Below are 13,946 nucleotides of genomic sequence, written 5' to 3' on the forward strand. Positions count from 1 at the left end.
GCTCCTCCGCGGGTTCCTCGGGCAGGTCGGCGGGCGCGTCGTCGTCGGCGGGGAGATCGTCGGGGTCGGTCATCGTCATGCTCCGGCTGGTCGTCCGGTCAACGCCCTGCCCGCTCGCGCGTTCAGTCGCCGACTGGGCTTTCGCCATGCTTGCGCAGCACGTCGTTGAACGCCTCGGCCATCAGCGCCTGCAGGCTGCGGCCCTGCCGGCGCGCGAGCATGTGCATCGCCAGCGACATGTCGGGCGAGAAGAAGCCCGCGATCTGCTTGCGGCCCTCGCGGCTGACCGGGCGGGTCGAGGCCGGCGCCGGCTCGGGCGGCGGTGCGGGGGCGGCGACCGGTGCCGGCGCGGGGGTCGCCCGCACGCGCGGCGCGGGGGCGACGGCCGGCGTCGGGGTCGCGGTGCCGCGCAGATTGGCGAAACTGGGCTTGCGGCTCATGCGGCGACCTTCTTGCGGAAACGCGGGGCGGGCAGGTCGAGCTGTCGACACACCCATTTGTACAGATCGCGCACGTCCTGCGCGGCGCGGCCGTTCGGCTCGGCTTCCATGACGGTACGTCCCTCGGCGCTGGCATGGCGGAAGGCGGCGCGATCGGGGAGCAGCACCGGGCAGGCCGGCGTGCCGTAGCTTTCGACCAGCTCGCCCGCCTCGGCATAGACGCGCGGCGCATTGGGGCTGCCGGCGCTGAACACCACGAACGCCGGCTTGCGGAGCAATTGCACCAGCTTGGCGCTGGTCTGGATCGCGGCGAGATCGAAGGCGCTCGGGCGGCACGGGATCAGCACCAGATCGGCGACCTCGACCGCGGCGCGCGCCGCGCTGTCGGCGTGCGGCGGGGTGTCGATGACGATCACCTGCGCGCCCTGCTCGCCGGCCTGCTTCACCTTGGCGGCGAGCCGGGGCGGCGGGCTGTCGATCACCTCGGGCGGCGCGTCGTGTCGCCATGCGGCCCATTGGCTGGCGGTGGCCTGCGGGTCGGTATCGATGATGAGCGACACCGCGCCCGCATCCTGCGCCGCGGCGGCGAGGTGCAGCGCGAGCGTCGTCTTCCCCGCCCCGCCCTTCTGGCTGATGATCGCGATCGTCGGCATGGTATCGTCCCTACATGTCGCGGTGTCGACATGGCAACATGAATGCGCGTCGACAGTGACGATTTCGCGACGCGGCTGACGGCGGATTAACCATTCGCCAAGCCCTGCGCGCTACAGCGAGCGTGAGGCGGCTCGCGGTCGGGCGGCGACGATATGGCAGGCGCATGACCCAGGCGGCGACGATCAACGCGACGGTGACCCGCTGGACGCTCTACGACTGGCTCGGAATCGGGCTGGGCGTGGCGATGCCGGTGGTCGCGGCGCTGCTCTATCCGACCTACATCCACCGCGTCGATCCGGGCTGGGCGGAATGGACGCGGCTGCTGGAATTGCCGTTCGTCGTCGCCGAGCTGGTCGCGATCCAGATCGCGGTGCGCGGCGGCTATCGCGATGCCGCGCTGTGGCGCGACTTGCCGCGCGACGTGAAGCTGGCGTTCGGGCTGCTCGCGATCGGGCTGACCGTCAGCAGCGTGTTCCGCTCGCAGCATCCGTTCGACTCGATCCTGCTGTCGCTGATTACGTTGGTCCATCTGCGCTTCTGCGCCGCGATCCACTTCCTCGCGCGCGCCGCGCCGGTGGCCGACATCCGCACGCTGTTCCGCTGGCTGACGCTCGGGCTCGGCGCGCTGACGGTGCTGACGGTGTGGCGGTTCCAGCTGCCCCCGCCCGCGGCGAGCGTCCCGGGCGGGGTGATCGAATGGCCATCCGCGCTACCCGGCTTCATCAGCGTGCGGCATTTCGGGTCGTGGAGCGGCGCGATCGCCGCCGGGCTGCTGCTCGCGCTGCTGTACGGCGAGGAAGAAGATCAACGCCTCGCGGCGCTCGCCTATTTGCTGGCCGCCGGGCTGACCTGCTGGTCGGGGACGCGCGCCGCGCTGCTGGCGATGGCGGTGGTCGCCGTGGTCGCGCTCGTCAGCCTGCGCCGCTGGCCGAGCCGCGCGCGGCTGGTGCGGGTCGCCGCGTTGAGCGTTCTGGCGCTGGCGCTGGCGCTGCTGTTGCTACCCGATGATCCGGTGTTCTTTCTCTACGCTGCCGGTGACGCGCAGAGTGCCGACATGGCGACCGGTGGGCGGCTCGCCTTGTGGCATGCGACGTTCGAACGCTGGCGTGACGCGCCGCTGTTCGGCTGGGGATCGGGATCGGTCTTCTGGGAGGTCTATGTCGGCTGGACGCACACCCAGCCGCACAACGTCGTGCTGCAGTTCCTGATCTCGTGGGGCGTGGTCGGCGCGGCGGGCGGGTTGTGGCTGCTCGGCCGCGCAATCGTCGCGACGCATCGCACCGGCATCGACGATGCACGGCTGCTGCCGCTGACCGGGATGCTCTACGCGCTGCTGTTCATGAGCCTGCTGGAGGGCATGCTCCACTATCCGCGCTTCATCATGATGATCGCGGTCGGCTTTGCAGTGTTGTTCGCGGCACGGGAGCGGGCGACGGCCGGCTGAATCGCGATGCGGCGTCACAATCCTGTCCGACCGATATGCTGTGCCAGCGTGAGACGCTGAATTACGATTAACGGCCGTTCATAAATATATAACCAATCTGGAACCTGTGAGTCACCAAAGAAGGCCAATGGCGCGCCAGCGCCGGTAGCAAGCCGGTCTTTCGAGGGACTCATCGATGACGAACGACGACGAGCGCGGCGCAGGCCGCGTCGCCGACCGCCGCGCCGTGCTGCGCAACGCGGTCGGGCTTTCGCTGCTGCCGCTGGGCGCGGGGATGCTGAGCGGCTGCGGCGCCGACCAGGCCGGCGGGGCGAGCGCCGATGCCGGGCGCGTGCTGGTCGCGGACGCGAATGGTGCGCAGTTCGCGGCGCTGGCGACGACCAGCTTCGCGATCGCGGTGCTGCCCGACACGCAATTCTATTCGCGCTACGCCACCGCGGCCGAGAACAACCAGTTCCTGCGCAAATATGGCAGCGAGCCGTTCAGCGCGCAGACGCAGTGGATCGTCGATAACGCCACCGCCGCGAACATCCCGTTTGTCATCCACCTCGGCGACGTCGTCGACCAGGTCGGCAAGCCCGACCAGTGGAAGGTCGCCGATGCGGCGATGAAGAAGCTGGAAGACGCGAAGATCCCCTATTCGATCCTCGCCGGCAATCACGACGTGCTGCTCGACTACGAGTATCGCGGCGCCTGGGATCAGGCGTCGGGCACCGACGCGCAGCGCGACCCGAAGGCCGAGCCGTATCTGCAATGGTTTCCGGCCAGTCGCGCCGCGCAACAGACGACGTTCCGCGAGCGCGACGGCAGCGGCTTCCACGAATATCACACCTTCACCCAGTTCGGCGTCACCTTCATGGTGCTGTCGCTGTCGTGGCGGATCTCCGACGCCGGGATCGCCTGGGCGCGCGACGTGATCCGCCGCAACCCGACGCTGCCGGTGATCCTGTCGAACCACCAGCTGCTCAACATCGATGCCGACGCGGTCAGCCCGCTCGAGACCGAATATGGCAAGATGCTGTGGGAGAAGCTGATCCGCGACAATGATCAGATCTTCATGACGCTCAACGGCCATCATCACGGCGCGGCGCACCTGACCAAGACCAACGATTTCGGCAACCCGGTCGAGGAGATGGTGGTCGATTACCAGATGGCGTACCAGGGCGGCAACGCGCTGATGCGGCTGTACGAATTCGACTTCACCAACAACAAGATCGACGTGATGTCCTTCTCGCCCTGGGTGGTGCAGAAGCCGTCGAACACGCTCAACCAGTTCGACCGCGCGGTGCTGACCGAGGCGAACGAGCAATTCTCGATCGCGATCAACTTCAAGAAGCGCTTTGCAGGCTTCACCAAGTGGAAGCCGGCGATGGCGTCCAGCGGCGCGCCGATCCTGCCCGCGGTCAAGTCGCGGCTGCTCGCCAATTATACCGATCCGGTCGTCATGCCGCCCGCCCCGCCGCGCGATGTCGACGATTATCCCAAATAGGCCGACACCTATGCGCACTGGCGCCCGGCCGGCGTCGCGGGCGCGATCGTGCAGGTCGGTGACGTGCTGCCCGACGCGACCGGACAGTTTCCGATGGCGCGCGTGCCGCTGGTCGCGCCGGCGCAGGTCGAGGACGTGGTGTGGTCCGACGACAAACATTATCTGTCGTCGGCCGCGGGCAGCGTGCGCTTCCGCAACACCGACAAGGTCACGGTGCGCAACAGCAGCTTCTCGACCGAGGTCGGCGCGGCGATCAACAACCGCAGCTTCTGGGACGGCTATACCGTCGAGGCGTTCATCAAGGTCGACCCCGACTGGACGCGCGAGAACCACCGCTGGGGCAATATCCTCGGCCGGGTCGGCAATCGCGGCAACCTGCCCGGGTTCAAGGGCGGCGACAAACAGGCGTCGTCGGTGCTGTTCGCGATCTCGTCGCTGCGCGAGGTGCAATGGGAGGTCGTCCCCGCCAGCAACGCCAGCTATCCGCAGACCAACTGGTCGGGCGAGATCATGCGCAACACCTGGTATCATGTCGCGATCGTCTGCGACCCGAAGACGCGCGAGACGACCATGTACGTCGACGGCGCACCGGTGCTGCGCAACGTGATCGGCGAGATCGGGATGCGCTCGCAGGGCCTCGACAAGCCGTGGATCCTCGGCGCGTCGTGGTGGGACGGGCTGCGCAAGGACGGCTTTTTCGGCTGGATCTGCGAGGTGCGCATCGTCCCGCGTCCGCTGACCCCCGATCAATGGCTGACCGCGCGCCGCGCGTCCTAGCGCCGCACCCGTCCCCCCCCTCCGTCATCCCGGACGTGATCCGGGATCCCGCTTCTTCTTCGACGCTCGCCAACAGGAAGCGGGGCCCCGGATCACGTCCGGAGCGACGAAGGAGCAGCAGATGATTGTCGACCCGGCTTCTCCCTCTCCCTTCGTAACGGACCCAAACCCATGAAACTCTATCTGATCGCCGCGGGCGCGCTGCTTGTGGCCGGCACCGCCGACGCGCAGCAGTTCAGCGCCTCGCCCGATATCTTCACCGGCAGCGGCTATGCCGCCAGCTACAACGGACCGGGCGGCACCGTGCAGCCGTCGAACAAGGCGCTCGGCTCGATATGGGGCGGCGGCGCGGATTCGTTCGACGCATTCGGCTGGTACAACAAAGGCACCGGCGGGCTGGCGCTGACGCGGCAGGTCGAGCTGCTGAGCGGCAACACCTTCCGCTTCTTCGACACGTTCACCAACAATGGCGGCAGCGTCGCGAACGTATCGGTCAATTTCTTCGGCAATCTCGGTTCGGACGGCGACGAACTGGTCAGCTATGATCAAGACGGCCTGATCGTCTCGTGCCAGGACGATGGTGCGGGCGCGTGCACCGAGGATGCGGTGATCGCGCTCGTCTCGGGCAACAACGGGCTCGGCACCGCCGCGATCACGCCCGACCGCTACAATGCCAGCTATCTGCTGAACGTGCTGCCGGGGCAGAGCGTCAGCCTGCTCAACTTCGCGTTCCTCGCGCGCGACGTGAACGGCCCGACCGCCGACGATGTCGCGCTGGCGACCACGACCGGGCGAGCGCTGCTCGCCGCGCCGCGGCTCGAGGGGCTGAGCACGGAACAGGTCGCGCGGATCGTCAATTTCGCTGCGCCGGTGCCCGAGCCGAAGACCTGGGTGATGCTGCTGCTCGGCTTCGCGACGATCGGCGTGCTGCTGCGCCGCCGGCGCAGGGTCGCGGCGGCTGCGTAAGCTATCTCCTTTCACCCGGCTCGTTCCGTCGGGCTCCCGCTTCTTCTCACCTCGCCGCCAGCAAGAAGCGGGGCCCCGGATCAAGTCCGGGGCGACGGAGCAAGGAATGTTCCGGTTGAACGCTGTGACAATTTCTGACCATCGACCGGCGCAGAGGCCGCGCCTCGCGCTTCGCCCCGCCACAACGCTCGCCGCCGCACTGGGGCTGGCGGCGTGCGGCGGCGGGGCGGGCGTTGCCGCGCCGGGGACCATCGCCCCCTCCTCCCCCGCACCGACGCCTGCCCCCGCCCCGACGCCGACCCCGACCACTAGCGTCTCGGCAGCGCAGCGCGCCGAGGACGACGCATCGGCCGCGGCGGTGCTGGCGAAGGCCAGCGCTGCCTATGAGCGCGGCCTCACCGGCAAAAGCGTGACGATCGCGGTGCTCGACAGTGGCGTGGCGCGCGCATCGGCCGAGTTAACCGGACGTCTCTCCCCCGACAGCACCGGCTTCGCGCAGACGGTCGCGCGCTGCGCGACCTGCGCGCCCGAGACGATCGCGCCCTATCCGATCGACGATCGCGACGGCCATGGCAGCGGGGTCGCTGCGATCGCGCTGGCGGCGCGCGACGGCAGCGGGATGCACGGCGTCGCCCCCGAAGCGACCCTGCTCGCGCTCAAGATCGTCGCGCCCGACTTCGCCGCGAACGGCACGACCCTGCCCGAGGGCCATGCGCCAAACCCGCAGCTGATCGCCCCCGCGCTGCGCTATGCGGTCGACAAGGGCGCGTTCGTCAGCGTGCTGGCGCTGGGCGGCGGCGCGTCGACCACGCTTGCCGCCGATCTCCACGCCGCGATGGACAAGGTGCGTGCGGCCGACCGGCTGGTCGTGCAGGCGGTGCCCAATCACGACGACGGCACGACCAACGACATCGCCCAGGCCTTGGTCGGCAGCGAACGCGGCAATGCACACTGGTTCCTCTATGCGGTCGCGCTCGACGCCGACGGTCGCCCGCGCGACGGCAACGGCGATCCGGGCGCGCTCGCCGACCGGACGCTCGCGGTCGCCGGCAATGGCGTGCGCACGATCGACGCGACCGGCGCGGCGGTGACGGTCAGCGGCAACAGCTTCGCCGCCCCCGCGGTCGCCGGCGCGGCCGCGCTGCTCAAACAATATTGGCCACAGCTCGGCGGCGCGACGATCGCGCGCATCCTGCTCGACACCGCCGACGATCGCGGCGCGACCGGGATCGATCCGGTCTATGGCGCGGGGGTGCTCGATGTCGCGCGCGCGCTGCAGGCACAGGCACCGGCGAGCGCGTTCGCCACGGCGCAGGCGGTGCTGGGACGCTTCTCCACCCTGACGCTGTCGGGACCGTTCGGCGGCGCGCCGCAGCTCGCCGGGCAGATCGGCGCGCTGACCGTCATCGATCGTTATGGCCGCGACTTCGCGCTGCGCGGCGCGGGGCGTGCGCAGCACTGCCGGCGGGTTGCGCGTCGGTGGGCAGGCGGCGGCCTGGCTGCCCGATCCGCCCGCGACCGGCGCATGGGCAGGCGTGCTGCCGCTGCGCCCGGCGGCGCTGGCCTTCGCGCCGGCCGGCGGGCAGCGCGTCACGATCGCCGCGCAGGTCGCGCTCGACGACGGCGACGGGCTGCGCGGCGGGACGTTGCGCAACACGGGAATCACCGGGATCACGACCGCATGGCAGGGCGCGGGCTGGTCGGCGGCGCTGGCGCGCGGGCAGTCGCGCGACGGGCGTGCCGCACTGCGCCGCCTGACGCTGGCCACGCCGTTCGGCCTCGGCAGCGAGGTCGCGCTGCTCGACGAGCGCGGGCAGGTGCTGGGCGCGACGCTCGGCACGGCGGGCGCGCGGACGATGCTGGTGACGCTGACCGCGGCGGGCGCGGTCGCCGGGATCGACTGGCGCGCGCGCGTCACCGCGAGCCGCACCGAGCCGCGCGGCGGATCGGCGCTGCTCCGCCTCGATCGCCCCCTGTCGGGAAGTGCCTTTGCTCTTGAGGGCCGCCGCGCGGTGCGCGGCGGGATCGCGACGCTTGGCGTCTCGTCACCGTTGCGGCTCGACCATGCGTCGGGGCTGGCGCTGGTGCCTTTGTCCTACGACCTGACCGGCGGCGCGCTCCGCGAGACCGTCCAGCGGCTCGATCTGACCCCGCAGACGCGCGAATGGGATATCGAACTCGGCTGGTCCGCTGCCGTGGGCGAGCGCGGCGCGATCCGGCTCGGCATCGCGCATGCGGTCGACGCGGGCCATGTCGCGGGTGCGCACGACACCGCGGGGTTCGTCAGCGTGACCCTGCGCTAGCCGCGACGGACGGTCGCCCCGTCTCGCGCTGCGTCACTGCACCCCAAGCGCGCCGCGGAACCCCCACAGGCTCTTGCCCAGATCGAGCTGGTCGACGCGCGCCTTGGCCAGCATCCCGGCGAAATAGGCGCCGGTGGTGACGCGGATGTCGCCGCGGGCCTGGCGTTCGGCGGTGATGAACATCGCGATCGCCGCGCCGTCGCGCCCCAATTGCTCGACCGCATCGACCCAGGTGCCGGTGCGGATGCCGAGATCGTGGCGGAGCCGGGCCGCGGCGGCGTGGAGATCCGGCCAGCCGGGCCGCGGTGACGCGACGTACATCGCCGCGCTCGGGAACAGCGCGAGCATGTCCGCCGGCCGCGCCTTGAACACACTCCCCGACGGTGACGCCGGGAGTGACGGCGCGGATCGGTCGGGCGCGATCGGCACAGGACTACGCGTCCGATCGCCTGATACAGAATTTGCAGAAAGGGGGCTGGTTTGTATCTGTATGGCGGGTGCGGATTTTGACCCCGAGCCGTCATCTTCTGCAGCAAACATATGAGCGTCGACCGTCGCGCCGAGCTGTCGTTCGAGCAGTGGCAACCGATCGAGCGCCGCCTGATAGGCATCGCTGTCGCGCGCGTGCCGGGCGGCCGCGGCCTGCGCGGCGATCGCATCGATCGCGTCCTGCAACGCCAGCCAGTGCGCGCCGGTCAGCCGCAGATCGGCGGCCTGCGCGAGCACCTGCCCGACCAGCCGCCGCGTCCGGGCGAGCGCGAGCCGCCCTTCCTTGAACAGCCGCGACTGCGCGGTCTGCGCCTCGGCGAGCGCGGCGAGTTCGGCGAAGCGGATCCGCAGCGGCGACAAATCGAGCCCGTACGCCGAGGTGATCGTCCCCGCGGCGTCGCGGCGCCCGGTGCGGCGCCCGTGCGCGCTGTCGTGCGCGGCGACCAGCCCGAGCGCGCGCAGCTGCCGCAGCCGCGCCTTGATCGCGCTTTCGGTAACCCCGGCGCGCTCGGCGAGCGTGTAGTTGCTCGGCCAGGCGAGCGGGGTGCGCCCCTCCTGCCAGTCGTCGGGGCGGGTGAAGCCGATCAGATGCTTGAGCGTCTCGAGCGCGGGCGTCCCCAGCCCCAGCGCCACTTTCGCGCCGTCGAGCACCGGATAGAGCCGGTTGCGCTCGACCGCGCCCGCGGCAGGCGCGCGCGCTTCCAGATCGCGCACCAGCCGGCGCGACCACGCGGTGATCGGCCGCGCCCCCGTGGCCCCGGTAAAGGCCGTCTGGGTACAGGTCATCGTTCGTCCCCCACAAAAAGGGGCCGTCAGCAGGCAAAACCAGAGCGTGGCGCGAAGCGCGCTCCCTTGAACCGGAGTTCGTAAACCGCTAGATGGAAGGTCGTTCGTTAGGACCGGTCAGCGTTTGGCGACGCTGCCATATAGCAATCTCGGGTGCCCGGCCTTCGTGCCGGGCATTCGTTTATGTGCTCACAGCCATTTTCCCCATCGGCGGTGCGATCGCGCATCCGCCTCCTCCCCGTCTTTGTGGCGGGCGGTCCTGATGTAGGAAAGCGCGAATATTCGTGCTTTCGGGCGGGAAACCCGACGAATGCTCGTGCTTTCGGGCGGGAAACCACCGGTGCCGCGGACAGGATCGTCGCCCCTGCCCCTGCAATCGTTCGTGCTTTCGGGCGGAAAACACCCCTGCAACGCTTCATTCCTGCCGCCGATCGCCGCGAATCACTTTGCACGGGGCCGGATCGGGCGGCCGAAGCCCTCAAATCGGGTGACGGAGGCAGTGAAAACGCCGCCGGATGCGCGCTCGTGCTTTGGCGCGGAAAACCGTCGGGGCCGTTCGTGCTTTCGGGCGGGAAACCCCTCCCCTGCCCCGCCGCGCGGCGTCAGTCGGCGTCCGCGGCGTCCGGGGCATCGCGCGCCGGCGCGGGCGGGCCGACGAATTGCAGCTTCTCGTCATGCGTGATCGTGACCATCGTCGTCAGCCGCGGCCGCCCGCCGTTCGGGCCGGGCTCCTTGTGGTCGGTCAGTGCGAGCAGATATTCGGGGATCGACTGGTTGCGCACCACCTCGCGGAGCGTGCGGCGGAAATTCTCCAGCGAGCGCGGCTCGAGCGAGCACCCCACCCTCCCCGCCAGCTCGACCGCGTCGATCTCGAACCGCGCGCCGTCGACGCAAATGAACTTCGCCAGCTCGTACAGGCGCCGCTCGATCGGACCGAGCTTGAAGAAATCGTCGTGATAGGCGGCGATCCGGCGATCGGTGAGGATCGCGCGGTGCAGCCAGTCGCACAGCATCACCTCGATATGCTTCACGCGGCGCTCGCCGTTGGGAAGCTTGATATATTTGATGTCGGCCTTGAGCAGCCACGAGAAAGCGCTGTCCGACCCCTCCCCGCCCGTCTCGATATTGGTGATGATCTGCGTGCCCTGCAGCCGCGACAGCGACGCCTTGAGCGCGCTGTACGAGCGCGCCGAGGCGTTGGTGCCGGTCATCCGGAACAGGTCGTTGGCGGTGAAGCTGAGCGTGCGGTCGACCGTCTCCCCCGCCTCGAGCCGCCCGACCATGATGCTGGCGATATAGAGCAGGATTTCCTTGTCGTAGATCGTCGCGACCCCGGTCTTGCTGGGGTTGATCTCGATCCGCGCCGCCGCACTCTCGAAGGTCATCGGCTCCATCTGCGCGCGCTTGGTGAGCGCGAAGAACGGGAATTCCGCGACGGTGCGCTCGCCCTGGATGTCGCCGAGTAGCGGGCTGTCGAGCCGGAACAGGTCGCCCTGCGGCGGGATGACCTTGGTCATGCGCGCGGCCCCCGCCAGAGGTGTTCGTGCTTTCGGGCGGAAAACCCCTGCCCGGCCGTGCCGGTCGTCGCGGGCCAAGGCGTGCGCATGGCGCGGATTTACCGGGCGGCGGGCGGACGTGTCAAACGCCGATCCTGGCGGCCCACACGCCCGATGTTGGCGAAGGTGCCGCAAAAACGGCATGAGCCGCAGGAGAGTGTGTCGACAGGTGGATGTGTCGACAAAGCTACACGTCGACAACCCGACATGTCGATCAGAACGGCAGGCCAAAGCGCGGGCCTAGCCATGTCATCGCGGCATAGAGCGCGACCGTCAGCGCACACCCCGCTGCCAGCGCCGGCCAGAAGCCGCTGCCATGGCGGAGCAGCGCCGGGATCAGCAGGAACATCGGCAATGACGGCAGCACGTACCAGAAGGTCGCCCCGGCGTGCGCGGCCATGTTCGCGGGGTCGGGCCGTTCGTGCCACAGCCACATCATCCCGAGCACCGACACCAACGGCAGCGACGCGACCAGCGCGCCGACACCGGGATAGCGCTTCGCCAGCGTCGAGGCGGCGGCGATCAGCAGCCCGGACACGCCGGCCTTGAGCAGGAACGGGACCATCACCGCCTTGTAGGGCGGCGCGGGCCGGTGAGGGAAGGGGACATGTCGGCGTGTCTGGCTGTCGACACGTCGGCGAGTGATGTTCCGGGGCGAAGCCGCCAAGCTGAAGTCGCCGGGCAACGGGAAGGGGCGATACGCAGCGGCGTACGGTCGTTCGATTGGCTATGACGACATTCCGACATGTCGACATGGCCATTGATGACGACGTACAGCGATGCAGTCGACGACGGCGGCAAGCGCCTCCGCATGCTTCGCGGCCTGGGGAGGGGGCGCATAGGTCGACATGTCGAGCGATCGACATCGACCATCCTCGATGCCGCCGAAGGCGACCAAGAGACCTATGTCGCGATGTCGACATGCACGATCGTCGACCCGTCTACCCCGTGACGATCGGAGGGAAGGGGCTGGAACGATCGACGTCCAGAGGTCTTTGCGGACGATGAGCGCGACCGGCGGGCGACAGCCTGCCAACTTCTTCATCCCGGACGTGATCCGGGGTCCGGCTTCTTTGGCAGCGGGGGGAGAAGCGCGATCCCGGATCACGTCCGGGATGACGGTTCGAAGTGGGTGCCCGGTGAAGATTTATAAGGTCTCGCCACGTCGACGAGCCGGGGTGTCGACACATACTGCCGGGCAGCGGGAGGGCAGGGGTCTGCAAGGACGACCCGCCGGAGGCCGATCGACCAATCGGCGCCTGTTAAAGCCTGAAGAAGATCGTTCGCGCGGAGGCGCGGAGGCGCGGAGGCGCGGAGGTGGTGCCCACGCGGCGCCCGCACTGCTCCCCTCATGCCGATGCAAGGACGGACCCATGCTGCCGCGAGCGGATACATCTCTGCGCCTCTGCGCCTCTGCGCGAACCATTCTTCTGCCCGGATGTCGGCGGTCGTCCGGCGCTGGCGAGGGATACCGACGCGCGGCGAGGGGCAGGGAAGGGCGTTCCGCCGTTGTGTCTGCGTGTCGAGGTGTAGACAGAGCCATCAGCCACATCGTCCCGGCGGCACGTCGCTACGCGCGCAATGACGATAGCTGAAGGGCGGAGCAATGTCGGGGTGTCGGGGTGTCGACAATGAGCGCTGGACAGCGGGAGGGGAGGGGTCTGCGAGGACGGCCCGCCGAGGACGTCCGACCGGTCGGCGCCTGTGGACGCCCGAAGAAGATGGTTCGCGCAGAGGCGCGGAGGCGCGGAGGTGTTGCCCGCGCGGCTCGCGCACTGCTCCCCTCAAGTCGGCGCGAGGGCGGACCCGCGCTGCCGCGAGTGGACACATCTCTGCGCCGCTGCGCCTCTGCGCGAACCATTCTTCTGCCGTATGACGGTGGTCGTCCGGCGCTGCTGACGAATACCGACGCGCGCCGGAGGGTAGGGTGGCGTTCCGCCACCATGTCGGCATGTCGAGGTGTCGACGCGGGTCACACGCCACATCGTCCCGGCGGTACGTCATTGCGCGCATAGCGAAGCAATCCAGCGCCGGACCAGGGCGCCCTGGATTGCTTCGCTACGCTCGCAATGACGGTTGGCGGATGGGCGGAATATTGTCGAGGTGTCGGGTTGTCGACATCGTCCATTAGCTCACGGAAGGGCAGCGAACCCGTCGGGCGGCTGGACCACCTGCCGGAGGCTGATTGACCGGTCGGTGCCCGTGAAAAATTGAGCAAATATTGTTCGCGCAGAGGCGCAGAGGCGCAGAGGCGCGGAGGTGTTGCGCTCGCCGGTCCCGTGCCGGCCCCGCACGCCATCGTGAGAATCGATGCGCGCTGCCGCGGGCGCACACCTCTCTGCGCCTCCGCGCCTCCGCGTGGACCAAATTTCTCCTGCCCGGCACGCGTCGAAACCACGACGGCACAACGTGTCGTCATGTCGACATCCCGACACCCAACGTCACTTCCGTCTGGTGTAAAGCGTGAAGCCATCCGGCCCGAAGGCGGCGGTGATGATCTCCAGCCCCACGGTCCCGAGCGGGGTGCGCAACGCGTCGCCCTGCAATTGCTGCATCGCGACGTTGAGGTTGTCGGTGCTGGTGCCGCTCGCGAACCGTCCATGGACCTCGCACAGCGTCGTCGCGCACCGCACCCGCAATTGCCCGCGATCGAGATACGGTACCTTGGCGAGCCCGTCGTCGATCGCGCGCTGCATCCGCGCGGCGGCCGCCGGATCGACCGGCTCGGCGCGCAGCCGACGATACAGCGCGTTCGGCTCGAACGCCGGGTCGAGCAACGCGCCGCGCACCGCCTCGTCCTCGGGGACGTGCGCGGGCGCACTGCCTTGGGCCGGCGCGGGTGTCGGCAGGGCAGGGGCGGTTATCGCCGGCGCCGCCGCCCGCGGGGTCGGGGCTGCGCCCGGACGCGCCGCAACCACCTTGACGCCCGCGGCCGGCGCGGGCGGGGCGTCGGTGCCGATCCGCCCGAGCAGCCAGCCCGCCGCCAGCAACGCCGCGCCGCCGATCACCCCCGTAACGACGTTTGGCCGCATCCCCGCTCTC

General features: G+C 69.5%; 11 protein-coding genes. 5 read left to right on the top strand and 6 right to left on the bottom strand.

Translation table 11 applies throughout. The annotated features are described in order from the left end of the window. Positions 1-122: 122 nt before the first annotated feature. Together PGN16_RS19485 and parA are read right to left on the bottom strand one after the other, a co-directional pair. On the bottom strand, positions 123-440 hold the full coding sequence (locus tag PGN16_RS19485) for a ribbon-helix-helix domain-containing protein (RefSeq protein WP_335311015.1): 318 nt from the start codon (positions 438-440) through the stop codon (positions 123-125). After that, the gene (gene parA, locus PGN16_RS19490; RefSeq protein ID WP_335311016.1) at positions 437-1,093 is read right to left on the bottom strand and encodes a ParA family partition ATPase; all 657 of its coding nucleotides are present in this window, start codon (positions 1,091-1,093) and stop codon (positions 437-439) included. Before parA ends, PGN16_RS19485 begins: the two co-directional genes overlap by 4 nt. A 164-nt stretch (positions 1,094-1,257) precedes the next feature. On the opposite strand from parA, the gene PGN16_RS19495 reads away from it, so the two are divergent. The 5 genes from PGN16_RS19495 to PGN16_RS19515 all read left to right on the top strand — a co-directional run bounded on the left by PGN16_RS19495 (position 1,258) and on the right by PGN16_RS19515 (position 7,769). Next, entirely contained in the window at positions 1,258-2,538 is a 1,281-nt protein-coding gene (locus PGN16_RS19495; RefSeq protein ID WP_335311017.1) for an O-antigen ligase family protein, read from the top strand. A 175-nt stretch (positions 2,539-2,713) separates the two neighbouring features. Beyond that, positions 2,714-4,027: a metallophosphoesterase gene (locus PGN16_RS19500; RefSeq protein ID WP_335311018.1), complete on the top strand. Its 1,314-nt coding sequence runs from the start codon at positions 2,714-2,716 to the stop codon at positions 4,025-4,027. A gap of 48 nt (positions 4,028-4,075) precedes the next feature. After that, positions 4,076-4,804, top strand: a complete 729-nt coding sequence (locus PGN16_RS19505; protein ID WP_335311019.1) for a LamG-like jellyroll fold domain-containing protein — start codon at positions 4,076-4,078, stop codon at positions 4,802-4,804. 171 nt (positions 4,805-4,975) lie between these two features. Next, entirely contained in the window at positions 4,976-5,770 is a 795-nt protein-coding gene (locus tag PGN16_RS19510) for a PEPxxWA-CTERM sorting domain-containing protein (RefSeq protein WP_335311020.1), read from the top strand. Positions 5,771-5,894: 124 nt separating this feature from the next. Further along, a complete protein-coding gene (locus PGN16_RS19515; protein WP_335311108.1) occupies positions 5,895-7,769 on the top strand; it encodes a S8 family serine peptidase in 1,875 nt (624 codons plus the stop codon). Positions 7,770-8,106: 337 nt separating this feature from the next. Here PGN16_RS19515 and repC read toward each other — a convergent pair whose 3' ends face one another. The 4 genes from repC to PGN16_RS19535 all read right to left on the bottom strand — a co-directional run bounded on the left by repC (position 8,107) and on the right by PGN16_RS19535 (position 13,936). Further along, positions 8,107-9,348 (bottom strand): plasmid replication protein RepC, encoded by a 1,242-nt coding sequence (gene repC / locus PGN16_RS19520; protein WP_335311021.1) that lies wholly within the window; start codon positions 9,346-9,348, stop codon positions 8,107-8,109. A 602-nt stretch (positions 9,349-9,950) separates the two neighbouring features. Then, a complete protein-coding gene (locus PGN16_RS19525; protein WP_335311022.1) occupies positions 9,951-10,865 on the bottom strand; it encodes a replication initiator protein A in 915 nt (304 codons plus the stop codon). A 253-nt stretch (positions 10,866-11,118) separates the two neighbouring features. Continuing rightward, a complete protein-coding gene (locus PGN16_RS19530; RefSeq protein WP_335311023.1) occupies positions 11,119-11,469 on the bottom strand; it encodes a DUF3147 family protein in 351 nt (116 codons plus the stop codon). A gap of 1,876 nt (positions 11,470-13,345) precedes the next feature. After that, positions 13,346-13,936, bottom strand: coding sequence for a hypothetical protein (locus PGN16_RS19535; protein WP_335311024.1), 591 nt, complete (start codon positions 13,934-13,936; stop codon positions 13,346-13,348). Positions 13,937-13,946: the final 10 nt, after the last annotated feature.

Origin of the sequence: Sphingomonas phyllosphaerae (genome assembly GCF_036946485.1) — a bacterium.
Lineage (GTDB): Bacteria > Pseudomonadota > Alphaproteobacteria > Sphingomonadales > Sphingomonadaceae > Sphingomonas > Sphingomonas phyllosphaerae_E.

Coding starts and splice junctions, on each gene's coding strand:
- parA (WP_335311016.1), bottom strand. CDS start 1,093: ATGCCGACGATCGCGATCATCAGCCAGAAGGGCGGGGCGGGGAAGACG.
- PGN16_RS19485 (WP_335311015.1), bottom strand. CDS start 440: ATGAGCCGCAAGCCCAGTTTCGCCAATCTGCGCGGCACCGCGACCCCG.
- PGN16_RS19500 (WP_335311018.1), top strand. CDS start 2,714: ATGACGAACGACGACGAGCGCGGCGCAGGCCGCGTCGCCGACCGCCGC.
- PGN16_RS19510 (WP_335311020.1), top strand. CDS start 4,976: ATGAAACTCTATCTGATCGCCGCGGGCGCGCTGCTTGTGGCCGGCACC.
- PGN16_RS19495 (WP_335311017.1), top strand. CDS start 1,258: ATGACCCAGGCGGCGACGATCAACGCGACGGTGACCCGCTGGACGCTC.
- repC (WP_335311021.1), bottom strand. CDS start 9,348: ATGACCTGTACCCAGACGGCCTTTACCGGGGCCACGGGGGCGCGGCCG.
- PGN16_RS19525 (WP_335311022.1), bottom strand. CDS start 10,865: ATGACCAAGGTCATCCCGCCGCAGGGCGACCTGTTCCGGCTCGACAGC.
- PGN16_RS19535 (WP_335311024.1), bottom strand. CDS start 13,936: ATGCGGCCAAACGTCGTTACGGGGGTGATCGGCGGCGCGGCGTTGCTG.
- PGN16_RS19530 (WP_335311023.1), bottom strand. CDS start 11,469: ATGGTCCCGTTCCTGCTCAAGGCCGGCGTGTCCGGGCTGCTGATCGCC.